At 74.2% G+C, this 26,838-nt stretch carries 7 protein-coding genes; all 7 read right to left on the bottom strand.

Translation table 11 applies throughout. The features are described 5' to 3' along the window. Positions 1–2,009 (bottom strand): condensation domain-containing protein (locus ACIBCT_RS24065; protein WP_399192039.1); only part of this gene is annotated, 2,009 nt, incomplete at its 3' end. Next, positions 2,006–5,269 carry an amino acid adenylation domain-containing protein gene (locus ACIBCT_RS24060; RefSeq protein ID WP_399192037.1) on the bottom strand — a complete coding sequence of 1,088 codons (3,264 nt, stop codon included), beginning with the start codon at positions 5,267–5,269 and terminating at the stop codon, positions 2,006–2,008. The genes ACIBCT_RS24065 and ACIBCT_RS24060, both read right to left, overlap by 4 nt. Next, complete coding sequence (locus tag ACIBCT_RS24055; RefSeq protein ID WP_344904295.1) at positions 5,266–5,475, bottom strand: MbtH family NRPS accessory protein; 210 nt, start codon at positions 5,473–5,475, stop codon at positions 5,266–5,268. Before ACIBCT_RS24055 ends, ACIBCT_RS24060 begins: the two co-directional genes overlap by 4 nt. Next, positions 5,472–11,066, bottom strand: a complete 5,595-nt coding sequence (locus ACIBCT_RS24050) for an SDR family NAD(P)-dependent oxidoreductase (protein WP_399192034.1) — start codon at positions 11,064–11,066, stop codon at positions 5,472–5,474. The genes ACIBCT_RS24055 and ACIBCT_RS24050 overlap by 4 nt, the downstream gene beginning before the upstream one ends. 188 nt (positions 11,067–11,254) lie before the next feature. Continuing rightward, positions 11,255–16,453 (bottom strand): amino acid adenylation domain-containing protein, encoded by a 5,199-nt coding sequence (locus ACIBCT_RS24045; protein ID WP_399192032.1) that lies wholly within the window; start codon positions 16,451–16,453, stop codon positions 11,255–11,257. Positions 16,454–16,764: 311 nt separating this feature from the next. Continuing rightward, a complete protein-coding gene (locus ACIBCT_RS24040) occupies positions 16,765–19,977 on the bottom strand; it encodes an amino acid adenylation domain-containing protein (RefSeq protein WP_399192030.1) in 3,213 nt (1,070 codons plus the stop codon). Continuing rightward, a complete protein-coding gene (locus ACIBCT_RS24035) occupies positions 19,977–26,813 on the bottom strand; it encodes an amino acid adenylation domain-containing protein (RefSeq protein WP_399192028.1) in 6,837 nt (2,278 codons plus the stop codon). The genes ACIBCT_RS24040 and ACIBCT_RS24035 overlap by 1 nt, the downstream gene beginning before the upstream one ends. Between the last annotated feature and the right edge of the window lie 25 nt (positions 26,814–26,838).

Here is a 26,838-nt window from a genome sequence, read left to right as displayed (position 1 = left end):
GAGCCGGGGCCGTCCTGCGAGCCGCGGGAGCCGGGGGCGTCGTGGAGGCCGGGGTCGCCCTGGGAGAGCAGCAGCGCGGCACCGCTGTCGCGCAGCATCCAGCGCAGCCGCTCGGCCGGGTAGGCGGGGTCCAGCGGGAGGTAGGCGCCGCCCGCCTTGAGCACCGCGAGCAGTGCCACGACCAGTTCGAGGCCGCGCCGGGCGCGTACGGCGACCACCGTCTCCGGCCCGGCCCCCGCGGCGGCCAGCCGCGCGGCCAGCCGTCCGGCGCGCTCGTCCAGCTCGGCGTAGCTCAGCCGCCGGCCCGCGTGGGCGACCGCGGGAGCGTCCGGCGCCAGCCGGGCCCGCTCCTCGAACAGCCCGACCACACCGGCGGTCCCGTCCGGCGGGCCGGCCACGGCGCGGGCCGTCGCGTCGCTCGTGCGGGTGCTCCCGTCCGGTGGCCCGGCTGCGGGCCCGGCCACCACGCCGGTCCGGGGGACCGGGGACGAGGAAGAAGACGAAGAGGAGGAGGGACGCGTGCCCGTGGACAGCGACGCGGTGACCGCGGGCAGCCGGTCCTCGGGGAGCAGCATCGCGGCGCGCAGGCGCGAGAGCGGGATGTCGGGGTCGGCGACCACGGCCTCCAGCGTGCGCTCGTACCGGCGCAGCATCCGGGCCATCGTGTCCGGCTCGAACAGGTCGGCGTTGTAGGACAGCAGCGCGTACAGCGAGTCCGAGCGCGGCGTCACGTCCAGCATCAGGTCGAACTTGGCCTGCCGCGCGCCCGGGTCGAAGACGCCGGTCTCCACGCCGGGGATGGTCAGCTCGGAGGCGTCCTTGTCCTGCATCACGAACATCGCCTGGAACAGCGGCGTGGTGCTCAGGTCCCGCTCCACGTGCAGCTCGTTCAGGAGCCGCTCGAAGGGGATGTCCTGGTGGGCGAAGGCGTCCAGCACCGTCGACCGGACCCGGCCGAGCAGTTCCCGGAAGCCCGGGTCGCCCGACAGGTCGGCGCGCAGTGCCAGCGTGTTCGGGAAGAACCCGACGACGTGCTCCAGCTCGGGGTGTTCCCGGCCGGCGATCACCGATCCCACGCACACGTCGTCCTGCCCGGAGTGGGCGCCGAGCAGCGTGTGGAAGGCGGCCAGCAGCACCATGAACGGCGTGCAGCGCTCGTCCCTGGCCAGCCGGTCCAGGCGGGCGGTCAGCTCCCGCCCGATCCGGCGCGCCGCGTAGTCGCCGTTGGACGAGCGCACCGGCGACCGGGGGCGGTCGGCCGGGACGTCCAGCACCGGCACCCCGGCCAGCCGCTCGCCCCAGTAGTCGAGCTGGCGGCGCACGCTCTCCTCGTCCAGGCGCTCGCGCTGCCAGGCGGCGTAGTCGGCGTACTCCAGCGCCGGCTCCGGCAGGTCGGCCTCGCGCCCCTCCAGGCGGGCGCCGTAGAAGGTCGCGAACTCGCCCAGCAGGACCTTCAGCGACCAGCCGTCGGCCACGATGTGGTGCAGCACCACGCAGAGCACGTGGTCGGCCTGCGACATGGTGATCAGGTGGACCCGCAGCAGCGGCCCGGCCGCCAGGTCGAACGGGCGGTTGGTGAGGTCGGCGACCAGCTCGGTCGCGCGGGCCTCCCGCTCGCCGGCCGGCAGGCCGGACAGGTCGATCAGGTCGGGCTCGACCGGCACGGGCGGCCCGATCTCCTGCACCGGGCTGCCCTCGCGCGCGGTGAAGCGGGCGCGCAGCGTGGCGTGCCGCTCCACCAGGCGGCCCAGCGCGTACCGCAGGGCCTCGATCGAGACCCGGCCGCGCAGCCGCTGGACCATGAACATGTTGTACGAGGCGTCGGCCGGGTCCAGCTGCTGCAGGAACCACAGCCGTTCCTGGCCGAAGGAGAGGGGCGGCGGTCCGTCGCCCGTGCGCCGGGGGATTCCCCGGGCACGCTGCGGCGACGGCTGCCGCCGCATCCTCTCCTCCAGCGCGGCGCGCTGTTCCGGGCTGAGCCGGGCCAGCCTCGCCCTCAGGTCACTCATTTCGCGGGGTCCTCCAGCGACGCCAGCAGCGCCTCCATCTCCCCGTCGTCCTCGTCGAACTGCGACTCCAGGACGACCAGGGCGTGCTCGGCGACCGTGGTCGCCTCGAAGCAGCGCCGCAACGGCATCTCCACCCCGTAGGTCTCCCGGTAGCGGGTGACCAGCAGCACCGCCAGCAGCGAGTGGCCGCCGAGCTGGAAGAAGTCGTCGTCGACGCCGATCCGCTCGCGGCCCAGCAGCTCGCCCCACAGGGCGCACAGCTCGCTCTCCAACGGGGTGCGCGGCTCGACGTAGGGGGTGCCGAGGTCGGCGCGGCCCGAACCGGTGGGCGCGGGCAGCGCTCCCCGGTCGAGCTTGCCGCTCGGCCCCAGCGGGACGTGGTCGATCCCGACGAACGCCTGCGGGATGAGCGCGGCCGGCAGCTTCTTGGCCAGTGCCCTGCGCATCTCGGCGGTGAGCGCCGCGGGGTCTCCCGACCAGTCGACGTAGCCGACCAGGCCGCGCCCGCCCGGCGCGTCGTCGCGCAGCGCCACGATCGCCCGCCGCACCTTCGGGTGCTCGGCGATCACGGACTCGATCTCGCCGAGCTCGACCCGCCAGCCGTGCACCTTCACCTGGTCGTCCAGCCGCCCGAGGAACTCCAGGTTCCCGTCGGCGCGGACCCGGGCCAGGTCGCCGGTCGCGTACAGCCGCGAACCGGGAGGCCCGTACGGGTCGGGGACGAACCGCTCGGCGGTCAGCGCCGGGCGCCCTGCGTAGCCGCGCGCCACCTGGATCCCGCCGATGTGCAGGTGCCCGGGGACGCCGACCGGCAGCGGCCGGAGCGCGTCGTCCAGCACGTGCAGCCGGTTGCCCGGCATGGGCGTGCCGATGGGCAGCGTGTGCAGCTCCCGCACCGCGTCCGGGCTCTCGCCGGTCACCTGCCAGGCGGTCACGTCGACCGCGGCCTCGGTCGGCCCGTACAGGTTGTGCAGCTCCACGCCGGGCAGCCGCTCCATGAACCGGGCGGCCACCCGCGGCGGCAGCTCCTCGCCGCTGCAGATCACCCGCTTGAGCGACCCGCACGACTCGATGCCGGTCTCCTCCAGGAACAGCGCCAGCATCGAGGGCACGAAGTGCACGGTGCTCACCGAGTGCGCCTTGATCAGGTCGCGCTGGTGGGTGGGGTCGCGGTGCCCGCCCGGCCGGACCGGCACCAGGGAGGCGCCGGTGACCAGCGGCCAGAAGAACTCCCAGACCGACACGTCGAAGCTGGTCGGGGTCTTCTGCAGGACCGTCTCGCCGGAGGTCAGGCCGAACCGGCGCTGCATCCAGGCGAGCCGGTTGACGATGCCCCGGTGGGTGTTGACGACGCCCTTGGGACGGCCGGTCGACCCCGAGGTGTAGATCGTGTAGGCGGCGTCGTCCGGGCCGGTGACCGGCGGCGGCGACCCCGCGGGCTGCGGACCCCAGGACTCGGGCGCGTCCAGCAGCACCGGCTTGATCGCCCCCTCGGGGAGCAGGTCGCGCAGGTGGCGCTGGGTCAGCATGACCCGGGCGCCGCTGTCGGACAGCATGAACGCCAGCCGCGACGGCGGGTACTCCGGGTCCAGCGGGACGTAGGCGCCGCCCGCCTTGAGCACCCCGAGCAGCGCCACGACCAGCTCGGCCGAACGCTCGGCGCAGACCGCGACCGGGCTGCCCCGCCGCACGCCGATCCTGCGCAGCCAGTGGGCCAGCGCCCCGGCCCGCTCGTCCAGCTCCGCGTACGTCAGCGTGACGTCGCCCGTGACCACGGCCGGGGCGTCCGGCGTCCTGGCCGTCTGCGCCTCGATCAGCGAGGTCAGCGTGACCTGCGAGTCCGGCACCTCGCCGGTCTCCACACCGGCGCCGGTGCCGCGCAGGTCCCGCAGGTCCTCCAGGTCCTCGCCCGTGCCGAGCGCGAGGACGCGCTCGGTCTCGGCCGGGCTCAGCAGCGGCAGCTCGGAGATCGGCGTGTTCGGGTCGGCGATCGCGGCCTCGACCACCGTCTCCAGGCAGGACGCGAACCGCTCCATGGTGGGCCGGTCGAACAGGTCCGTGCTGTACTCCAGGCGCAGGTGCAGCCGACCGTCGCGCATGTTGATGTCGAGCTGCACGTCGACCTTGGCGGTCCCGTTGGCGATCTGGCCCTCGTTGGTGTCGACGGCCAGGTTGAACATCACCTGGTAGATCGGCGGCACGCTCAGGTCCCTGGTCGGCTGGAGCGCCTCCACCAGCCGCTCGAACGGCAGCTCCTGGTGGTCCAGGGCCTCGGCGACCGTGTTGCGCACCCGTCCGGTGGCCTCGGCGAACGTCGGGTCGCCGGACAGGTCCGAGCGCAGCGCCACCGCGTTGACGAACATGCCGATGACCGGCTCGGTCTCCGGCAGCAGCCGTCCCGCGATGGGGGTGCCCACCACCACGTCGTACTGTCCCGACCAGCGGGCCAGCACGGTCGTGAACGCGGTGAGCATGACGGTGAACAGCGTGGTGTTCAGGTCCTTGGCCAGCCGCTGCACGCCCGCCGAGGTCTCCGGGGAGAACGCGGCCAGGTGCATCTCGCCGCGGAAGCTGCGGCTGCGCGGGCGCGGCCGGTCGGCGGGCAGCGCCAGGTCGGCCGGGATGCCGGCCAGCTGCTCGCGCCAGTGCGCCAGCTCCTGCTCGACGAACTCGCCGGTCAGCCGTCCCCGCTGCCAGACGGCGAAGTCGGCGAACTGGATCGGCACCTCGGGCAGCTTGGGCTCGCGGCCCTCGCCGAGCGCGTCGTAGCACTCCTCCAGCTCGTTGACGAAGATGTGGCTGGAGACGCCGTCGAACACCGTGTGGTCGAACACGCAGACCAGCCGCAGGTCGTTCTCGCCCATCCGCACGTGCCGCAGCCGCCACAGCGGCGCCTGGTCCAGCACGAACGGCGCGACGCCGTCGCTCTTGGCCAGCCGGGCGAGCTCGGCCTCACGCTCGTCCGGCGGCAGGTGGGTCAGGTCGGTCTCGGTCAGCCGCACCGGCGGGACCTTGCCGTCGACGATCTGCATCACCTGGCCGTCGCGGAACTCGAAGACGGTGCGCAGCACCTCGTGACGGCGCACCACCTGGGCGATGGCCGCCTCCAGGCGGCGCGGGTCGACCGGCTGGCGCGCGGTCATCGGGATGACCATGCCGATGTTGTAGACGGCGAGCTCGGGCTCGAAGCGGGCCAGGAACCACATGCGCTCCTGTCCCGAGGAGGACGGGAAGACGTCCTCCACCTGTCCGGTGGTCATCCCGCGCCCCCGGCCTGCATCGCCTCGCGAAGGCTGCGCGGGCGCATGTCGGTCCAGACCTGCTCGATGTGGGCCAGGCACTCGTCCTTGGTGCCGGTGAAGCCCTCGTCGCGCCAGCCGGCCGGGTTCTCCCGGTCGGCGGGCCAGACGGAGTACTGCTCCTCGTCGTTGAGGACGACCTTGGTGTCGGGAAGGGAGTCGGTCACTGCTGCTCACTCCTGCGGGGGAGACGGGGGATGGCGGTCTGGTTCGCGGCCGGGGCGGTGGTCTCCGCCGCGGGCGCGGCGGCGCGTGCCTGCTCGATCAGCGAGGTGACCCCGGCCACCGTGGGCTCCTCGAAGAGGCTGCGCATCGGCAGCCGGACGCCCAGCTCCTTGCGGATGAGGGCGATGAGCTGCACGGCGATCAGCGAGTTGCCGCCGAGCTCGAAGAAGTCGTCGTCGGCGCCGATGCGCTCGCCGCCGAGCACCTCGCTCCAGAGCCGGGCGATGGCGGTCTCGACGTCGCCGCGGGGCGCGACGTAGTCGTCGTCGCCGTGGCCGGGACGGGCCGGACGGTCGGACACGGCGGCCGGGTCCAGCTCCGTCTCCACCGTCTCCTGGGTGACCGACCCGACGCCCGACAGGTAGTCGGCCACCGGTGTCGCGGCGATCACCACCTGCGGGCCCAGGGGGGTGGCCAGCAGCCGGTGGAACGCCTCGGCCCCCTCGGCCGGGCGGATGCCGACCGCGTCGGGGCCGCCGGCGACCGTCGCGACCGCGCCGCCCTGGTCGCCGGTGGCGACCGTGCCGGTCGGCTGGGCGCCGGCGTTGGCCGTCACCCCGGCCACCACCGACTCGGTGTTGATGCGCCGCAGCACGTAGTCGGAGATCTCGACCACGATCGCGCCGTCGTCGTCGATGAGCGTCACGTCGACCGCCAGCACCTCGTCGGTGCCGCTGTCGCGGAAGCGCATGTGGCTCCAGAACGTGCCGGGCAGCCGGTCGGCGACGGTGATGCGGCCGTAGCCGAGCGGCAGGTAGTGGCCGACGACGTCGATCCAGGTGAAGGAGGTCGCGCTGTCCAGCAGGGCCGGGTGCAGCCCCCAGCCGGCCAGGTCCTGCGAGAGTTCCTCGGGCAGTTCGAACCGTCCCAGGGCCTCGTTCTGGCCGATGTACCACTCCCGCATGTGGCCCCAGTGCGGGCCGAGCGTGAGCAGCCCGGACAGCGGGACGCCGCCCTGCTCCTCGGTGGCGGGGGTGCAGCGCTCGATGATCGCCGCCACGTCGGCCTGCCGGCCGGCCGGGGCGTCGACCTTGGCGGCGGTGCCGCGCGCGTGGGTGCGCTGCTGGCCGCCGATGACGCTCTGCACCTGGAACTCCGCGCCGTCGGCCTCGGGGCTGAACATCACCCGCACCTCTGCGTAGGCGCCGTCGGCCACCGAGAGAGGCTCGACGAACACCACGTCGCGCAGCTCGATCGCGCCGGTGCCGGGCAGTCCCGCCTCGCCGGCGGTGCGCGCCAGCTCCAGGTGACCGGTGCCGGGCAGCACCGGCACCCCGGAGATCCGGTGACCGTCCAGCGCCCAGTGCGTGTCGGGCGACAGGCCGCCACCGGCCCAGCCGAGGCCCTCGCCGTCGGCCTCGTGCCAGGCCGCCAGCACCGGGTGGTCGATGGCCCTGATCCGGTCGCCGCGCTGCAGCGCCACGAACCCGGCCGGGGCGGTGACCTCCGCCGCCATGCCGACCTCGAGCCACTTGCCCCAGTTGGCGGAGACGACGGTGGCCGCGCGCCAGCCGTGCTCGCCCCTGGCGTGCGCGTCCAGGAAGTTGTTGGCCGCGCAGTAGTCGACCTGGCCGAAGCCGCCCGCCACCGCGGTGATCGACGAGCAGAGCACCACGGCCTGCAGGTCGAGGTCGCCGAAGGCGTCGCGCAGCGCGAGCGTGCCGGCCACCTTGGGTGCGAGCACCTGCTCGGCCGCGGCCCGCTCCTTGATCTCGGCCATGCCGCCGCCGGGTAGTCCGGCGGCGTGCACGATCACGTCCACCCGGCCAAAGGCGGCCAGCGTCTCCTCCCTGACCCGGCGCATGTCGGCGGCGGAGGTGACGTCGGCGGCCAGCACCAGGACCTCGGCCCCGGCCTGCTCCATCCTGCGGATCGCGGCGATCGCCCGTCCCTGGCGGCCGCCCTGGTGCGCGTCCCAGGCCGACCGCTCCGGCAGCCCGCTCCGCGAGAGCAGCACCAGCCGCACCCGGGCCCGCGCCGCCAGGTCCTCGGCGAGGGAGACGCCGATGCCGCCCAGGCCACCGGTGATCACGTAGACCTGCCCGTCCACCGGACCGGCCTGCCCGGCGACCGCCAGGGCCGTCTCGTCCTGGCCGGGGCCCGCGTGGCCCGCCTCGGCCGGCGCCGTCCCGTCCGCGGACGCGCCTGCGCCCGCCACGGCCTCGACCGCGGGGACCTCCAGCTGCTCGTACCGCTGCGACCAGCGCCGCCCGCCGCGGATGCTGACCGTGGTCAGCAGCCCGGCCTCGTCCGTCTCGGGCCTGCGGCCCAGCTCGGCCGCGGCGTGCCTGACCCAGTCGCGGGCCTCCACGTCGATGTGCCGCACCCGCAGCCACGGGGTCTCCAGCGGCACCACCCGGGGGAACCCGGCCAGCGTGGCGTGCTCGGGGCGGATAAGGTCGCCGCCGACGACGTCCTGCGCGCCGGAGGTGAGCAGGGACAGCTCCACCCCGTCGGCGGGCTGCACCGCGGTCAGCGCCTGCACCAGCGCCAGCACGCTGAAGAAGCCCAGGTCCTGGGCCTTCCAGGTCTCGTCGACACCGGCGGCGGGCTCGGCGGAGACGGTCCAGGCGTGGACCACCCGGCCGGGCACCTCGCCGACGGCCGCCAGCAGCGCGTCGTAGTCGGCGCGCTCGGCCGGGCGCACGGTGTAGCCCTCGCCCGAGGAGGCGAACTCCGTACCGGGCCTGACCTCGATCACCTCGGCGCCGCCCGCGCGCAGCGCGTCCACCAGACCGGCCGAGCCCTCGTCGGCCAGGACCAGCGCCCGGGTGACCGGCGACAGCGGCGCCGGGCCGGGCGGGGTCTGACGCCACACCGGGACGCTGAACCAGCGGTCCAGCGGCAGGTCCTCCTCGACCGGCGCGGGGTTGGCCACGCCGCCGACGAACGCGCCGTGCGGGTCGGGGTCGATCCAGGCGCGCTGGCGCTCCCACGGGTAGGTGGGCAGCGAGACGCGGCGGCCCTCCTGGCCGAACGCCTCCAGGGCGATGCCGTGCGCCCACAGCGTGCCGTACGCGGCCGACAGCACCCGCACGTCACCGCCGTCGTCCTTGGGACCGGGCAGCGACGGCAGCGGCGCGACCGCGCCGGGCGGGTTCTGCGCCCGCGCCAGCCCGGAGAGCTGCTTGCCGGGGCCGCACTCGATCATGATCCAGTCGCCGTCGGCGAGCAGGGCCGCCACGCAGTCGCCGAACAGCACCGGCTCGCGCATGTGCCGGGCCCAGTACGACGGGTCCGTCGCCTCGGCAGCGGTGATCCAGGTGCCGGTCACGTTCGACAGGAACGGCAGGCTCGGCGCCGACCGCTCGACACCGGCCACCAGCTCCCGGAACTCGCCCAGGATCGGGTCCATCATCTCCGAGTGGAAGGCGTGCGAGGTGCGCAGCTCCATCCGGCCGACGCCCTCCTCCTCCAGCATCGCGGACAGCTCGGCGATCGCGTCCGGCGGGCCGGTCACCACGCAGGTGCCCGGGCCGTTGACGGTCGCCACCGACACGCCGTCGGGCAGCAGCGGCCCGATCTCGTCGGGCGCGAGCTGCACGGCGAGCATGGCCCCGGGGGGCATGCCCTGCACCAGGCGGCCCCGGGCCGCCACCAGCCGCAGCGCGTCCGGCAGGCTGAACACCCCGGCCACGGTCGCCGCGACGTACTCGCCGATGCTGTGGCCGATCATGCCGGCCGGCTCGACGCCCAGCGAGCGCCAGAGCGTGGCCAGCGCGTACTCCACGGTGAACAGGGCCGGCTGGGTCAGCGAGGTCTGCCGCAGCCGCTCGTCGGCCTCCTCGCCACTGGCGAAGATCAGGTCGCGCAGGTCCTCGCCGAGCTCGGCCCGCAGGATCTCGGCGCACTCGTCGACCGCGTCCCTGAAGACCGGCTCGGTGCGGTACAGCTCGGCGCCCATGCCCGCGTACTGCGAGCCCTGACCGGAGAACAGGAACGCCGGGCGCGGGGTGCGGCGCGAGGTGGCGCCGCTGATGAGGCGCTTGGGGTCGCGCAGCGCGGCGACGGCGTCGGCGACGCCGGAGGCCACCACCGCGGTCCTGCGCGACAGCTCCCTGCGCCCCACCCGCAGGGTGTGGGCGACGTCGGCCAGGTCGGCCTCGGGGTTGGTCTCCAGGTGCGCGGCCAGCCGCTCGGCGGCGGCGGCCAGCGCCGAGTCGGTCCTGGCCGACAGGCGCAGCAGGTGCGCCGGGCGCGGGTCGCGCTCCTCGCGGACCGCCCTGGGCGCCTCCTCCAGCACGATGTGCGCGTTGGTGCCGCCGATGCCGAACGAGCTGACGCCCGCCCGCCGCGGGAAGCCGTTCGGCTCCCACTTGGTCGCCGACGCCGTCACGTAGAACGGGCTCTGCGCGAAGTCGATCTTGGGGTTGGGGCTCTCGTAGTGCAGCGTGGGCGGGATCAGCCCGTTCTCCAGGGCCAGCACGGCCTTGATGATGCTGGCGATGCCCGCCGACTGGCCCAGGTGGCCGATGTTGCTCTTGACCGAGCCGATGCCGCACCACTGGGTGTCGTCGGTGTCCTGGCGGAACACGCTGCTCAGCGCCGCGACCTCGATCGGGTCGCCCAGCGCGGTGCCGGTGCCGTGCGCCTCGACGTAGGTGATGGTGCGCGGGTCGACCCCGCCGACCCCGAGCGCCTGGGCGACGACCGCGGCCTGCCCGTCCATGCTGGGCGCGGAGAAGCCCACCTTGCTGGCGCCGTCGTTGTTGATCGCGTTGCCCAGGATGACGGCCCGGACGTTGTCGCCGTCCTCGATCGCCTCCGACAGCCGCTTCAGCACGACCACGCCGCCGCCGCTGCCCCAGATCGTGCCCGCGGCCTTGGCGTCGAAGGCGCGGCAGTGACCGTCGGGGGAGACGATGCCGTCCTCGTCGTAGACGTACCCCTGGCCCTGCGGCAGGTCCAGCATGGCGCTGCCGGCCAGGGCCATGTCGCACTCGCCGTTGCGCAGCGCCTCGGCGGCGACGTGGATCGCGACCAGCGAGGTCGAGCACGCCGTGTGCAGCGTGTAGCTGGGACCCCGCAGGTCCAGCTTGTACGACGACAGGGTGGCGCAGTAGTCGACGTGGTTGCCGACCATGACGGCCAGCCAGCCCGCGTTGGCGTGGGCCTGCGCGTTGCTCCTGATGTTGATCCACTGGTAGAAGTCCGAGCCGGAACCGGCGTAGACGCCGATCTCTCCCGGGTACCTGAACGAGTCGTAGCCCGCGTCCTCGAGGGCGGTGTGCGACAGTTCGAGGAAGAGCCGGTGCTGCGGGTCCCGGATCTCCGCCTCCCTGATCGACATGCCGAAGAACGCGGCGTCGAACCCCTGGTGGTCGTCGAGCATCATCGCGGCCGGCACGAAGTCCGGGTCGTCGAGGATGTGGTCGGGCACGCCGAGTGCCCTCTGCTCCTCGCGGGTGAAGTGGGTCAGCGACTCCACTCCGTCGGACAGGTTGCTCCAGAACTGCCTGGCGTCTCCTGCTCCCGGCACCCTGCACGAGAGGCCGATGATCGCGATCGGTTCGACGGTGGGCTCCTCGGCCATGCGGGGGTCCCTTTCTTCCTTGCTGGGCGCGGTCGGCGCCGATGCGGGGGGTCTGGCTGTACGGGACGTCGTGTCCGCCGGTGACGCCGGGGACGTTCCCGGTGTCGGTGGCGTGGTGGACGTCGTGGTCCGGGACTCCGGGCCGATCGGTCGTCGGCCCGGACCCGGTCTCGGAGGCGGCAGGGGTTTCAGCTCGGTTTCCGTGAGCGGTCCTTGAGGCGGTCTCGTCGCACGGCGAGCCGCCGGGCGGCGCGGTCGAGGCCGGGGGTGGGGCCTCCACCGTCCAGGTGCGCGGCGAGCGCGCGGATGGTCGGATGGCGGAACAGGTCGACGATCGGGATCTCCCTGCCCAGCGCCGTGCCCAGGCGGGCCTGGACCGCGGCGATGGCCAGCGAGTGACCGCCGATCTCGAAGAAGTTGTCGGCGGCGCCGACCCGCGGGACGCCGAGCACGGCCCGCCACACCTCGGCCACGGCCCGCTCGGTCGGGCCCGACACCTCCCCGCCCGCCCCGTCGTCCTGGCGGGGGGCGGGGCGGCGCAGCGCGGTGCGGTCGACCTTGCCGTTGGGGGTCAGCGGCAGCGCGGGCACCACGATCACCTCGGCGGGCACCGCGTGCTCGGGCAGCACCGAGCGCAGGTGCTCCAGCAGCCGCTGCGGGGCCAGGCCGGGCCTGCGGGGCACCGCGTAGGCGTGCAGCACGGTCTCGCGCCCCTCGCCCCGGTCGGCCACCGCGACGGCGGCGCGGACCTCGGGATGGGCGGTCAGCGCGGCCTCGACCTCGCCCGGCTCCACCCGGAAGCCGCGGACCTTGACCTGGTCGTCGCGCCGCCCGGCGATCGTCACCGTCCCGTCGGGGTTGAGCCGGCCGAGGTCGCCGGTGGCGAAGGAGTCCCCGGTGAAGCGGAGCCGGGTCAGCTCGGCGTCGAGGTAGCCGGTCGCCAGGTTGGCGCTGCGCACCACCACCTCGCCGAGCTCGCCAACCCCGGCGCGGGCGCCACGGGAGTCGAGGACGACCAGCTCGCTGCCCTCGATGCCGCGCCCGGCCGGGACGGGCTCGGCGCTCTCGCGCACCCGGTGCGGGATCTCGTACCAGGCGTGCGCCTGCGGGGTCTCGGTGGTGCCGTAGAAGGCGACCAGCCGGGCGGACGGGGCCAGCCGGCGCAGCCGCGCGGCGTCGGCGTGGGTGAGGCGGTCGCCGCCGGTCGCGACGAGCCGGACGTCGGGCAGCACCGCGCCGGTCCCGCAGAGCATCCTGGCCAGCTGCGGGGTCAGGTGCAGGACGCCGACGCGGTGCTCGCGCAGCCATCCGGCCAGCCGGGCGGGGTCGCGCAGCAGGTCCTGCTCGGGCATGCACAGCCGGGCGCCGGTCGCCAGCGGCACGAACAGGTCGCGCAGCGCCGGGTCGTGCGCCAGGCCCGAGAGCAGGGCGAACCGGTCGTCGGGGGTCACCTCGAAGGTGTCGGCGTACCAGGCGACGAAGTGGGCCAGCGGGCCCTCGCCGGTCAGCACCGGCTTCGGGTCGCCGGTGGTCCCGGAGGTGAGCGAGAGGTAACCACGCCCCGTCCCCGCCGAGGCGTCCTCTGAAGCGGCCTCCGCCGGAACGGCCTGCGCCGAGGCGTCCTCCGCGGGCACGGTCTCCGGCAGGGTGATCTCCGGCAGTCCGGGCAGGGGAGGCGTCCCCGGGCAGCGCAGCACGGCCACGGCCCCGGCGGCGGCGGCCTGGCGGGCCAGCACCGGCTCCGGGTGGGCCGGGTCGAGGATCACCCAGCGGGCCCCGGCGGCCAGCACCCCCAGCAGCAGGCCCGGAAGCTCGGGCACCCGTGCCCCGAGCACCGCGACCGCCCGGCCGGGCTCGACCCCGGCCGTGCGCAGCGCAGCGGTCGTGCGGCGGCGCAGCGCGGTCAGCTCCTCGTGACCCAGGCTCCGGCCCGCGCCCTCCACCACGACGCGCGGATGCAGGGTCTCCAGCGGCCCGGGCCCGTCCCAGACCGGCAGCGCGGCGGGCGGCTCCGGCTCGGACAGCCGGACCCGGCGCGCCGCCTCGCCGGGACGCTCCAGCAGGCCGGCCAGCAGGCGCCGGTAGGAGGCCAGCAGGGACTCCATCCTGGCGGCAGAGAACAGGTCGGGGTTGTAGACGAGCTGCAGCGCGTACCCGTCGCCGTGCTCGCTGACGTACATCGTCAGGTCGAACAGCGCGCCCGGCAGCCCGGCCGCCAGCGCCTCGGTCTCACACCCGGGCAGGTCGAGCTTGGGCTCGGCGAAGTTGTACATGTTGAACATGACCTGCGTCACCGGGTTGCGGCCCAGGTCGCGCGGGACGCGCAGCGCGTCCACGACGCGCTCCAGCGGCACCTCGCCGTGCGCGACGACCTCGGCCAGCTCGTCCCGGCAGCGGGCCACGTGCTCCTCGAAGGAGGACTCGGCGTCCTGGCGCAGCCGCAGCGGCAGCACCCGCACGCACATGCCGACCAGCGACTCGAACGCCACGTGCCCCCGGTCGGCGTACGGGGCGCCGACCACCAGGTCGTCCTGCCCGGACAGCCGGGCCAGCAGCTCGGCGAACGCGGCCAGCAGCACCGGGTACGGGGTGACCCCCATCCGCAGCGCCAGTTCCCTGACGCGGCCTCCGACGGATGCGTCAAGCTCCGCTGTTAGGAGCGCTCCAAAAAAGGTCTGCACCGGAGGGCGGGGGGCGTCCCTGGGCAGGTCGAGGACCATGGGGGCGTCCCGCAGGTGCTCGCGCCACCAGTCGACGGCCCCGCCGTTCGAGCGCTCCCTGGACCAGGCCACGTAGTCCCCGAGCGACGCGCCGGCCGGTCCCGGCCCGTCGCCCCGGTAGGCGGCGCTCAGGTCGCGGTAGAAGACGTCCTGCGACCAGCCGTCGAAGACGACGTGGTGCACGGTCACCGCGAGCACGTGGTCGTCGCCGGCCAGCCGCACCAGCCGGGCCCGCAGCAGCGGACCGTTCTCCAGGTCGAAGCGCGTCCGGGCCTCGTCCTGCAGCAGCGCCCGCAGGGCGGCCTCGGGGTCGGGGGCCGCCGAGAGGTCGTCGAGCGGGAGCGGCACCTCACCGGCGGGGGCGACCGTGACGTACGGCGCGCCGTCGCGGGAGGGGATGCGCCAGCGCAACGCCTCGTGCCGGGTCACCACGGCCTCCAGGGCACGCCGGAGCGCGTCGTGGTCGAGCGGGCCGCGGACCCGTTCGGCCATCGCGATGTTGTGGGCGGGCGTCTCGGGGGCGAGCCGCTCGACGAACCACATGCGCCGCTGCGCGGGCGAGAGCGACGGCCCCTCGCCACCGGCCGCGCCCGGGGTGCCGGGCGCGCCGAACGCGCCGGCGAGGGCGTCCCCGGTGCCGCACGGGGGAGCCTGCTCGACGCCGGACGACAGGGCGCCGTAGGTACGGGCCGCGTAGACGTCCTCGACCGAGATGTCCCGGCCGAGCTCGGCGCGGACGGCCGACACCAGCCGCATCGCCCGCAGCGAGTGCCCGCCGCGCTCGAAGAAGTCGTCGTCGGGGCGGGGCGCCGGGGCGTCCAGCACCCGCGCCCAGATGCCCGCCAGGCCCGGGGCCGCGGCGGGGGAGCCGGGGGAGGCAGGGCTGTCAGGGCTGTCAAGGGCGTCGGGGGTGCCGGGGGTGTCCCCGGACAGGGCCCGCAGGGCGGCGAGGTCGACCTTGCCGGAGGAGTTCAGCGGCAGGACCGGGACGCGCACCACCCGGGTGGGCAGCATGTACACCGGCAGCCGCCGCGCGCAGTGCTCGCGCAGCTCGGCCTGTCCGGGCGCGTCCAGCGGCGCGACGTAGGCCACCAGCTCGCCGGGGGCGTCGACCACCGCCTGCTTCACCCCGGGGTGGGCGCGGACGACCGACTCGACCTCGCCGATCTCGACCCGCTGTCCCTGGATCTTCACCTGCCGGTCCAGCCGCCCCATGAAGGCGATCCGGCCGTCGGGCTGCCAGGCCACGTGGTCGCCGGTGCGGTAGAGCCGCGACCCGGGCGTCGCCGAGAACGGGTCGGGCACGAACCGCCCGGCCGTCATGCCGGGCAGGCCCAGGTAGCCGCGGCTGACCTGCGGGCCGCCGATGTACAGCTCGCCCGGGACGCCGACGGGACACTCGCGCATGTCCTCGTCCAGGATGTGCGCCCGGCAGCCGCGCAGCGGGAACCCGATCGGCAGCGACCGCTCCCAGGTGCCCGACAGCTCGGTGCCGACGACGCACACGGTCGTCTCGGTGGGGCCGTACCAGTTGTGGAAACGGGTCCGCGCCGACCAGCGCTCCACCTGCTCCGGGCCGGGCGGCTCGCCCGCGGTGACCAGGTCGCGCAGGTGCGGCAGCCCGGCCGGGTCGACCAGCGGCAGCAGCGCCGGGGGGATGAACCCCCAGGTGACGTCGTGAGCCTCCAGGAAGCGCTGCAGGCGGGCCGGGTCGGTCCTGTCCTCGTCCGGCACCAGCTGCACGCACCCGCCGGAGGCCAGCGGGGTGAACATGTCCAGCACCGAGACGTCGAAGCCGAGCGCGGAGAAGGCGATCGACCGGCAGGTGCCGTCCAGGCCGAAGTGGGCCGCCGAGGCGGTGACGAAGGCGACCGCCGAGGAGTGGTTCACGACCACTCCCTTGGGGCGGCCGGTCGATCCGGAGGTGTACAGCACGTAGGCGGCGTTCCCGGGCCGGGGCGCGGCGCCGGTGCCGGCGAGCGCGGCCGCGGTGATCGCGTCACCGGTGGCCCCGATTCCGGTCGTGTCGCCGGTTCCGGATGTCGTATCACCGTTTTCGGACGCGGTGACGGCGGTGGTGCCGGTCAGGGGTGCGACGGTTGTGACGGCCGAGGCCCCGGCGGGGGTATCGGCGGTAATTTCGGACACGGTTTGGGAGGCCGTATCGATTTCCGGCTCCACCAGGACGCGCCCGGAGCCGTCGAGCAGCCCACGGCCGCGCCGGTCGGTCACCACCACCGTGATGCCGGCGTCGTCGAGCACCTCGTCCAGCCGCCGCCGCGGGTGCGCCGGGTCCAGCGGGACGTACGCGCCACCGGCGAGCATGATGCCGAGGGCGGCGACGGGCATCGTCGGAGTGCGCGCGGAGCAGAGCCCCACCCGGTCCTCCGGCCCCACGCCCAGGGCGCGTAACCGCAGCGCAAGGGCGGTGGCCGCGTCCATCAGGCCGCGGTAGGTCAGACGAGTCTCCCACTGCCGGACCGCGGGCGCGAACGGTGTCCGTGCCGCCTGGGCGGCGATGAGGTCGCACAGGAGCGCCTCCGGAGCGGTGTGCGCCGGGCCGGTCGTCCAGGAGGCGGGAGCGGGAGCCGCCGGCGCCTCAGGCACGGTGAACGGCCCCCCGGTCACCGATGCGGACGACGAGTCCTCCCGCGTCGCTTCGAGCATCCACCCCCCATTGCCCCAAACAGGGTTTTTGCCCTGTCAAGTATTCACAAGTCTCAAGCCAGATCATTCCTAATGTTTACGTCACTGGGCAGTCAAGGGTTGAAAGTTAAACCTGTGTCGGAATGCCGGTTTCGGCTGTCCCCCAAGATCGCAAAGGGGGTTGACCGCCCGGAATCACCGCAGGTCACCGTGATCGGTTAGACGGAAGGTGACCGTCCACTTCCCTCTGTCGCGAACCACGGTGACCCGGCATCACGTGACGTAATGACGCGCTGACCAACAGCAAATGTCCTAAATCCTTATTTCGGTCGTCAGTTCATCACGCTGTCATCCCGGTCGTAGTCACCGGCGATCCGTTCGGCCTCCTCGTCGGTCAACCGGTCGATCTCCGCGGCCAGCACCTCCTCCACCACCAGGGCGAGACGGCGGACCGTGCGCGTGTCGAACAGGGCGTTGAGCGGCAGGTCCACGCCCACCGCCGAGCAGATCCTGGCGATCACCTTGGTGCCGAGCAGCGAGTGACCGCCCACCTCGAAGAAGTCGTCGTCGACGCCGAAGCCGTTCCTGCCCAGCACCTCGCACCAGATCTCGTGCACCAGCTCCTCGCTCGCCGTGCCCGGGGCGGCGGGCGGCGCCGTCGCGTCCGGCGCGCCGCCCGCGGCCGGGGAGGGCAGCGCGGAGCGGTCGAGCTTGCCGTTGGGCAGCCGGGGCACCGGCCCCAGCGGCACGAAGACGCTCGGCACCATCGTGGCGGGCAGTTGCGACGCCAGGAACGCCCGCAGCCGCCCGGAAGGCACCCCTTCCCCGCCGTCGCCGTCCGCGCCGTCCGCGCCGTCCGCGCCGTCCGCGCCGTCCCCGCCGGTCGCGCCGGTGCCGGGGTCCATGTCCACGTACGCCACCAGCGCCCGGCCGCCGGGGGCGTCGTCGCGGACCGCGGCGACCACCCGGCGCACCCCCGGGCAGGCCGCCAGCGCCGCCTCCACCTCGCCCAGCTCGATCCGCACGCCCCGCACCTTCACCTGGTCGTCGGCGCGTCCCAGGAACTCCAGGGTGCCGCCGGCCGACCGCCGCACCAGGTCGCCGGTCCGGTACAGCCGCCCCCCGGGCGTGCCCGAGAAGGGGTCGGGGACGAAGCGCTCCGCGGTCAGCCCCGGCCGTCCCCGGTAGCCGCGGGTCACCCCGTCGCCCCCCAGGAACAGCTCCCCGGCCACCCCGACCGGCACCGGCTCCATGTGCCCGTCCAGCACGTACGCCGTGGTGCCCGCGACCGGCACGCCGATCGACATCGATCCCGCGTCCCGCGGCACCCGGTGCGCCAGCGACCAGATCGTCGTCTCGGTGGGCCCGTAGAGGTTCCACAGCTCACCGGCGACCCGGTGGATCCGCGTGGCGAGCGCCACCGAAAGCGGTTCCCCGCCGCTGAACACCCGCGGCAGCCCGGCCGGCAGCCGCTCGGTGATCTCCTCCAGCACCGACGGCGGCGCCTGCACCGTCGTCACCCCCGCCCGCGCCACCAGCTCGCCCAGGGCGCCGTTGCCGTACGGGGGAGCGAGCACCACCGCGCCCCCCGCCGTCAGCGGCCCGAAGATCTCCAGCGCCGCGATGTCGAACGAGAGCGAGGTCAGCAGCAGCATCCGCTCCCGCTCGGTGAAACCGAACCCGGTGACCAGGTTCACCACCCCCCGGTGCGGCACCACCACGCCCTTGGGCCGTCCCGTCGACCCCGACGTGTAGATCACGTACGCGGGCGCGTCCGGGGAGAGCGGCTCCGGCTCCAGGACGGGCCCGCCGTTCACCGGCAGCGCGTCCAGCAGGATCGCCGGGGGATGGTCCGGCGGCAGCCGCTCCACCGTCGTCGAGCGGGTCAGCAGCAGCGGGGTGCCCGAGTCGGAGAGCATGAACGAGAGCCGGTCCGCCGGGTAGTCCGGGTCCAGCGGCACGTACGCGCCGCCCGCCTTGAGCACCGCGAGCAGCGCCACGATCAGCTCCACGCCGCGCGGCAGGCAGACCGCGACCGGGGTCTCGGCCCGCACGCCGCGCTCGCGCAGCCTCCGGGCCAGCACACCCGCCCGCCGTTCCAGCTCCCCGTAGGTCAGCTCGCCCTCGTCCCAGACCACCGCCGTCGCGTCCGGCGCCCGCCCGGCCCGCTCGGCGATCAGCTCGTGCAGGCAGCGCTCGGGGTAGGAGGCCGCGGGGCCGTGCCAGGACGACAGCACCCGGGCCCGCTCCGCGCCGTCCATCAGCGGCAGCCGGGACAGCGGCGTCTCCGGGTCGGCCACGGCCGCGCCGAGCAGCGTCAGGAACCCCGACACCAGGCGACGGACGGTCGCCTCGTCGTACAGGTCCGTGCTGTACTCGACCCAGCCCTCCAGGGAGCCCTCGGGGTTGTGCAGCTCCATCGTGAGGTCGGTCTGGGAGGTGCCGTTGCCGAACCGGCCGCGCCCGTCCACCGCGACCTGGTTGAACCCCGCCTGGAACAGCGGCGTCCTGCCGGGGTCGCGCGGCGGGTCCACGGCCTCCACCAGCTTGGCGAACGGCACGTTCTGGTGGTCGAACGCCTCCAGCACGGTCGTGCGGACCCGGTCCAGCGCCTCGGCGAACGAGGGGTCGCCCCCCAGGTCGGTCCGGAGCGGCAGCGTGTTGACGAACATGCCGATCAGGCCGTCCAGCTCGGGCAGCTCTCGACCGGCGACCGGGCAGCCCACCACGACGTCCGTCCGCCCGCTCCAGCGCGCCAGCAGCGCCGAGAACGCCGTCAGCAGCACCATGAACGGGGTCGTGCCCCGCGCCCTGGCCAGCGCGCCCACCCGCTCCGACAGCTCCTCGGGCACCGTGAAGTCCAGCACGTCGCCCAGGTAGCTCAGCTGCGCCGGGCGCGGCCGGTCACCCGGCAGCTCCAGCGGGACGCTGCCGCGCAGCCGCTCCTTCCAGTAGGCCAGGTCGGCGTCGAGCTCGCCGCCGCCCAGCCGGTCGCGCTGCCAGGCCGCGTAGTCGGCGTACTGGATCGGCAGCTCGGGCAGCACGGGCTCGCGGCCCTCGCGCAGCGCGAGGTAGGTCTCGCTCAGCTCCCGCGAGAACACGCCGGACGACCAGGCGTCGAAGACCGTGTGATGCATGATCGCCACCAGCCGCCACTCGCCGCCGCCCAGCGTCACCAGCCGTGCCCGCCAGAGCGGCGCGGTCTCCAGCCGGAAGGGCCGCCGCGCGTCCTCGGCCGCGATCCGCTCGAACTCCGCCCTGGCCGCCTCGGGCGCCAGGTGCGACAGGTCGGTCCTTTCCAGCGTGACCGGCACCCGGTCCGCGATCGTCTGCACGACCTGCTCGTCGCGCAGCTCGAACGCGGTCCGCAGCGACTCGTGCCGGCCGGCCAGCCTCGCCAGCGCCCGCTCCAGCAGCTCCGGATCCACCGGCCGCAGGGCGGCCAGCTGCGAGGACCAGGCGATGTTGTAGACCGCCAGCTCCGGCATGAGCTCGTGCAGGAACCAGATCCGCTCCTGGGCGAACGAGGCGGGGAAGACGTCCATCAAACTTTCTCCTTCAGGCATTCGCGGAGCTGGTCGGCGATCGCGGGCAGGGCGGCCGTCTCGCCCAGGGTGGCCAGCCAGTGCCACTGCTCCAGGGCGTGGCAGAGCAGGTAGAAGGCCAGGCGCTCGGCCTGGTCGTCCGGCAGGTCGCCGTAGCCCTCCAGCAGGTGCCGCCGCCGCTCCGCGTCGCCCCTGACCGCGAAGTACTCGGTGCGCGCCAGGTCCATCAGCGGGTCGCCGCCCAGCGCGTTCTCCATGTCGATCACACCGGTCATCCGCAGCGCGCCGTCCCGCGTCTCGACCATCACGTTGCGCTCGTGGAAGTCGTTGTGGCACAGCACCGGGACGGTGCAGCGCGCCAGCAGGTGGCGGTCGCGGGCGATCCGGCCGGTCAGCTCCGCGTGCAGCGCGGGGTCCCCGCCGAAGTCGACGAACTGCGCCAGCAGCGTCTCCAGCCGCGCGCCCAGGTAGGCGTCGTTGGAGGGCTCCTGGGGCCCCTCCATCGGACCGAAGCCCTCCACGCGCACCCCGTGGATCGCCCGCAGCGTCCGCCCCATCTCCCGGTACAGCGGCGCGATCTCCTCGCCCGACAGCCCGGCGGAGACCTCCGACAGCGGCCGTCCCGCCACCTTCGTCATCACCGAGTACGGGTGCGGCAGCTCGCGCCGCGAGTCGTCCCAGTGCACCACCTCGGGGCACCGGGCGCCGCTGCCGCGCAGCAGCTCGTAGACGCGCACCTCCTTGTGCAGCCGGGCCGCCAGCACGTTCGGGTAGATCTTCACGATCAGGTCCCGGTCGGCGCACCCGACCTCGTACACCGCGCTGATCTCGCCGCCGGTCCGCAGCGTCACCCGGCGCACCTCCACGTCCGGGAACGGCACGCGCAGCAGCGCCCGCGCCCGCTCGGGCGGCAGTGGCATGGTGATCGCCTTGGCGAACGCCGGCGCGGTCCACGACACGCTCACCCGGTTGCCCGCCCGCTCGCGCAGGATCTGCGCGCCCACCAGGTCGTCCGGCTGGGCGTCGGGCATCTCGTCGTCGAACGTGGACAGCACCCGGGTGCGCATAGAGATCAGCACGTGCACCGCGATGCCCAGGCCCAGCAGGATGTACATCAGCGCGACCCCGCGGCCGGGGCCGACCCCGATCACCGAGCCCACCGTCGGCGCCAGCGCCCCCTCGGGCATCAGCAGCGGGTTGAGCAGCCGCTCGCCCATCGGCGCCACCACCGCCATGCCGATCGGCAGCGTCGACCACGACACCATCTGGTTGAGCGACTGCACCCGGCCGTGGAAGCGCTGCGGCACCTTGGTGTGGATGATCGTCAGGAAGGTCCCGTTGACGATCGACAGACAGCCCCACAGGCCGAACGCGCCGATCCCCACCACCAGGGGGGACGGGTGCAACCCGGTGATCACCGCGAACACCGAGAGCGCCAGCGTCGCCAGCAGCACCCCGCGCATCCGCCGTCGTCGCGGCCCGCCCCACAGCGCGATCACCAGGCCGCCCAGCGCCCCGCCCAGGCCGCCGACGAAGGAGATCTGACCGGCGACCGTCAGCGTGGAGAACGACAGCACCAGCGGCGTGATCGACAGCAGCAGCGCGGCGAGCATCACGTTGAGCGTGGCGAAGTAGATCATCGCCGCCCGCAGGTGGCGGTTGCCGATCGACATCCGCAGGCCCTGCGCGATCTCCTTGGAGAGCGGCTCCCTGGGGGAGTGCGCCATCGTGTCCGGGAAGCGGATCAGCAGCAGGGCGCCCAGCACCAGCGCGAAGCTCGCCACGTCGATCACGAGGATGCCGCCCAGGCCGATCGAGGAGAGCAGCGCCACCGCCAGCAGCGGCGCCGCGAACTGCGCGGTGCCGATCACCATCTGGACCACCCCGGCCGCGTGCCCCATGTACTCCTTGGGGACCAGCTGGGGGAGCGCCGTGGTGAAGCCCAGCCGCTGGAAGATCAGGGCGATCGACAGGCACGCCGTCAGCGGGTAGATGTGCCAGATCTCCAGCGCGCCCGTCCAGAACAGCGCGCCCAGGACCAGCTGGGTGCCCCCGGCCATGCAGTTGCCGAGGATCATCATGGCGCGCCGGCTCGACCGGTCCACCACGGCTCCGGCCAGCGGCGCGATCAGCACGCCCGGCATGATGGACAGGGCCACGAACAGGGCGAAGTCCACCAGCGAGCCGGTGGTCAGGTAGATCCACACCGGGATCGCGAAGTCGGTGATCGCGGTGCCCACCATCGACACGAGCTGGAACGCCGCCACGATCAGGAACCGCCGCAGGCTGGGCGGAGGCGCCTTCCCGGCCGTGCGCGCGGGAGCCGTGCGCGCGGGGGCGCTCCTCGCCGTCCGCGCGGGCGCCGTCGTCGTCACCGGCGACGGTTTCACGGGTACGGCCGTGCCGGTCGCCGGTGTCGGCGGTGGGGGTGCCGGATCGGCCCTTCCGAGTTCCGTCTCCGGGGAGTCCGTCTCCGGGGAGCGGACCGAGACCTCCTCGACCCACCAGCCCGCCCCCGGGCCCCGGGACGCCCGGTCCAGGGTGTGCGCGGCCTCGTACCCGATGGCGATGTGCGTGTTGGTGAGGATCTCCGACAGCTCAGCCGCCCGATATTTCAGGAAATAGTGTCCTGCTTCATCCAGGATCACCAGCGCCGCGGTGTCGCTCAGGAAGTGCCACTCGCGGTAACGCTCCATGTAGTAGTCGGTCGTCGGGTCCTGCTCGCCCACCACCGAGATCACCGGTGCCCGCAGCCGCTCCACCTGCTCCGCCAGCGCCTTGGTGAAGATCTCCTCCGCGATCAGCGTGTCCCGCCGCTGGTTGCGCACCATGAACCGGATCTGCTCGTCGTCCAGCCCGGAGATGTCGGTCCCCATGGACTTCATCCGGTTCTCGTACACCCGGTCGCCGCGCAGCCGGTCGTAGCGGGTCAGCCGCGCCAGCGGCCCCGCGATCCGTCCCCGGGGCCGGGCGAACGGGAAGATCGCCCCGATGTACACCGCCTCCAGCGCACGGCCCCGCGCCTCCAGCCGGCGCGCCACCTCCACCACCAGCGCCCCGCCGATGCCGCAGTGCCCGTACAGCGCCAGCGGGCCCTCCACCTGCGACAGGATCTCCTCCACGCACAGGTCCGCGACCTCCTCGAACGGCCGCGTCTCCTCGTCCGGCAGCCCCGGGTCGTGCCCGGGGAAGGCCAGCGCGTGCAGCGCGCACCCGTCCGGCAGTGCGTCGGCCAGCGGCTGGAAGATCAGCGGGCTGCCGCCGCCGTAGGGCACGCACACGTACGTCATCAGGCGCGGCCCCGGCGCGGTCAGCTCGTACAGCAGGCTCCGCGGCCCCGACGGGCCCGCGGGCCGCTCCACCAGCGCGGCCAGCTCGCGCACCGTCGGGTGCTTGAACAGGTCCATCACCCCGACCGCCCGGCCCCCGGTCACCGGCAGCGCCTTGCGCATCCGCGCCACCGCCTGGATCGCGACCAGCGAGTGACCCCCCAGCTCGAAGAAGTCACCGTCGGCGCCGACCGACTCCACCCCCAGCAGCTCCCGCCAGATGTCGGCGATCGCCCGCTCCACCGGCGTCCGCGGCTCGGCCCCGGCCCCGGCCGGCTCGGCGGGACGGCCAGGTGCGGGCAGCGCGCCGCGGTCCAGCTTGCCGTTCGGGCTCAGCGGCAGCGCGTCCAGCACCACGAACGCCGAGGGCACCATGTGCTCGGGCAGCGTCAGTTTCAGCGCCCGCCGCAGCTCCGCCCCGTCCGCCGCCGCGCCCGCCCCGCCCTCCGCACCGTTCGACGTCCCGTTCCCCGTCCCGTCCGACGTCCCGTTCCCCGTGCCCGCCGCGCCGCCCTCCGGGACCACGTACGCCACCAGCCGACGGTCGTCCGGCGCGCCGTCCTGGCGTACCGTGACCACCGCCTCGCGCACCCCGGGCAGCCCGCGCAGCGCCGCCTCGATCTCGCCCGGCTCGATCCGCTGCCCCCGGATCTTCACCTGGTGGTCGATCCGTCCCAGGAACTCGACGGCACCGTCACGGCGCAGCCGCGCCAGGTCGCCGGTCCGGTACAGCCGTGCCCCGGCCTCGCCGAACGGGTCGGGCACGAACCGTTCCGCGGTCAGGCCGGGCCGGGCGTGGTAGCCCATCGCCACCTGCACCCCGCCGATGTGCAGCTCCCCGGGCACCCCGAACGGCACCGGGCGCAGGTGCCCGTCCAGCACGTACAGGGAGGTGTTGCGCACCGGATGCCCGATCGGGATCCTGTCCTCGCCCGGGCGGCACCGCCACAGGCTCACGTCGATCGCCGCCTCCGTCGGCCCGTACAGGTTGTGCAGTTCCGCGCCCGGTAATCGGTCGAAGAACCGCGCGGCCACGTGCGGGGCCAGCTCCTCGCCGCTGCACACCACCCGCCGCAGCGACGACCCGCACGCCTCGACGCCCTCCTCCTCCAGGAACGCCGCCAGCATCGAGGGCACGAAGTGCGTCGTCGTCACCCCCCGGTGCACGATCAGGTCACGCAGGTACGCCGCGTCCCGGTGCCCGCCGGGACGGGCCAGCACCAGCCGCGCGCCGGTCACCAGCGGCCAGAAGAACTCCCACACCGACACGTCGAACCCCGCCGGGGTCTTCTGCAGCACCACGTCGTCACCGGTCAGCCGGTAGACCTCCTGCATCCAGCCCAGCCGGTTGCGGATGCCCGCGTGCGAGTTGGGCACCCCCTTGGGCCGGCCCGTCGACCCCGAGGTGTAGATCATGTACGCCGCGTCCGCCGAGGTCGCCGAGGGCTCCACCGGCGTGCCGGGCCCGTCCAGCGGATCGTCCAACACCACCGTCACCACCCGGCCGGCCCCCGCGCCGTTCCCCGTGCTCGTGCCGCTGTCCGTGCCGTTCCCCGCGCCGCCCGTGCTCGTGCCGTTCTGCGGGCCCGTGCCGGCCGCCGTGCCGTCCCGTAGTCCGGGGAGCGTCTCCAGCACCGCCCGCTGCGCCAGCAGCACCGGAACGTCCGCGTCGGCCAGCATGAACGCCAGCCGCTCCGGCGGGTAGTCCGGGTCCAGCGGCACGTACGCCCCGCCCGCCTTGACCACGCCCAGCAGCGCCACCACCAGCTCGACCGACCGCTCGGCGCACACCGCCACCAGCGAGCCGCGCCGCACCCCCAGCTCCCGCAGCCGGTGCGCCAGCCGGTTGGCCCGCGTCTCCAGCTCCGCGTACGTCAGGCGCTCGCCCTCGAACTCCACCGCCACCGCCCCGGGCGTCCGCGCCACCTGCGCCTCGAACATCCCGCCCAGCGTCGCCCCGTCCCGGTACGGCTCACCCGGGCCTGCCGCGCACGCCAGCACCCGCTCGCGCTCGCCGGCCGACAGCAGCTCCAGCTCCGAGATCCGCGTCCCGGGGGCGGCCACCGCCGCCTCCAGCAGCGTCACCAGCTGCGCGACCATCCCCTCCACCGTGGCCGCGTCGAACAGGTCGCGGTTGTAGACGAACAGCCCGCCCATCCCGCCCGGCTGCTCGGTCAGGAACAGCTCCAGGTCGAAACGCGTCGCCCTGGCCTCGAACTCGAACGGCTCCACCTCCAGCCCCGGCCAGCGCGTCCCCTTCCTGCTGCCGTAGCTCTGCAGCGCGAAGACCGTCTGGAACACCGGCGAGCGGCTCACGTCCCGCTCCACGCCCAGCTCCCCGACCAGCTGCTCGAACGGCAGCTCCTGGTGCTCGTACGCCTCCAGGGTGGTCCGCCTGACCCGCGCCAGCAGCTGTGAGAACGTCGGGTCCCCCGACAAGTCGGCCCGCATGGCCAGCACGTTCACGAACATGCCGATCACGCTCTCCAGCTCCTTGCGGGGCCGCCCGCCCACCGGGGAGCCGACCGCGAAGTCCTCCTGGCGCGCGTAGCGGCCCAGCAGCACCTGGTAGGCCGCGAGCAGCACCATGTACAGCGTCGCGTCGGACTCCCGTGCCAGCCGCGTCAGCCGTTCCGTCAGCCCGGCGCTCAGCGAGAAACCCCGCGAGGCGCCCGCGAACGTCTGCTCGCCGCGCCGCCGCCCGTCCAGCGGAAGCTCCAGCGGCGCCACCCCGGCCAGCCGCGACCGCCAGTACGACAGGCTCGCCTCCGAGGCCGGCCGCTCCCGCTGCCAGAGCGCGTAGTCGCCGTACTGCAGGGCGGGCCCGTCCGGTTCCGCCCCCGCGTAGCAGGCTCCCAGCTCCTCGGCCAGGATGTCGGCGGACCAGCCGTCACCGCAGATGTGGTGCAGGGCCACCAGCAGCACGTGCTCCTCGGCACCCCCCTCGGCACCGTCTGCGTCCCCGGCGTCCCCGGCGTCCGCCGCGCCGTCTGCGTCCCCGATGTCCCCGGTGCCGCCCTCGCCCACCCGTACCAGCAGCACCCGCAGCAGCGGCCCCCGCGCCAGGTCGAACGGTATCGCCGCCGCGTCGCTCACCAGGCGCAGCGCCGTCGTCACGTCGGCCGCCCGGGCCCGCTCCAGCGGGACCTCCATCCGCTCCTGGACCACCGCCGACGGGCGCCCGTCCTCGTCGGAGGGGAAGAGGGTCCGCAGGCTCTCGTGCCGGGCGACCACCCTCGCGACCGCCCGCTCCAGCGCCGCGACGTCCAGCCGGCCCCTCAGCCGCAGCGTCATCGGGATCGTGTACGCGGCGGTGCCCGGGGCGAACCGGTCCATGAACCACAGCCGCTCCTGCCCGAACGAGAGCGGCGCCGCCCGGCCCGGTTCCCGGCGGGGAATCGTGAACGCCGGATCGGGCGCGCGGCGGCGCAACCGTTTCTCCAGTAGTGCTCGCTTGGCCTCGGAAAGCTGGGCGGTGCTCGGGGACGGGCCAGGCGAGGACGTCACACGGATCTCACTTTCCGCAGGAAAC

Origin of the sequence: Streptosporangium sp. NPDC050855, from assembly GCF_044456585.1 — a bacterium.
Classification (GTDB): domain Bacteria; phylum Actinomycetota; class Actinomycetes; order Streptosporangiales; family Streptosporangiaceae; genus Streptosporangium; species Streptosporangium longisporum.
Note: the sequence above shows the minus strand (reverse complement) of the source record. Positions and strands in the feature narration are given on the sequence as shown.

Excerpts from the sequence above, each read along its gene's own strand:
- ACIBCT_RS24060 (WP_399192037.1), bottom strand. The coding sequence starts at position 5,269 with ATGACCACCGGACAGGTGGAGGACGTCTTCCCGTCCTCCTCGGGACAG.
- ACIBCT_RS24050 (WP_399192034.1), bottom strand. The coding sequence starts at position 11,066 with ATGGCCGAGGAGCCCACCGTCGAACCGATCGCGATCATCGGCCTCTCG.
- ACIBCT_RS24045 (WP_399192032.1), bottom strand. The coding sequence starts at position 16,453 with ATGCTCGAAGCGACGCGGGAGGACTCGTCGTCCGCATCGGTGACCGGG.
- ACIBCT_RS24040 (WP_399192030.1), bottom strand. The coding sequence starts at position 19,977 with ATGGACGTCTTCCCCGCCTCGTTCGCCCAGGAGCGGATCTGGTTCCTG.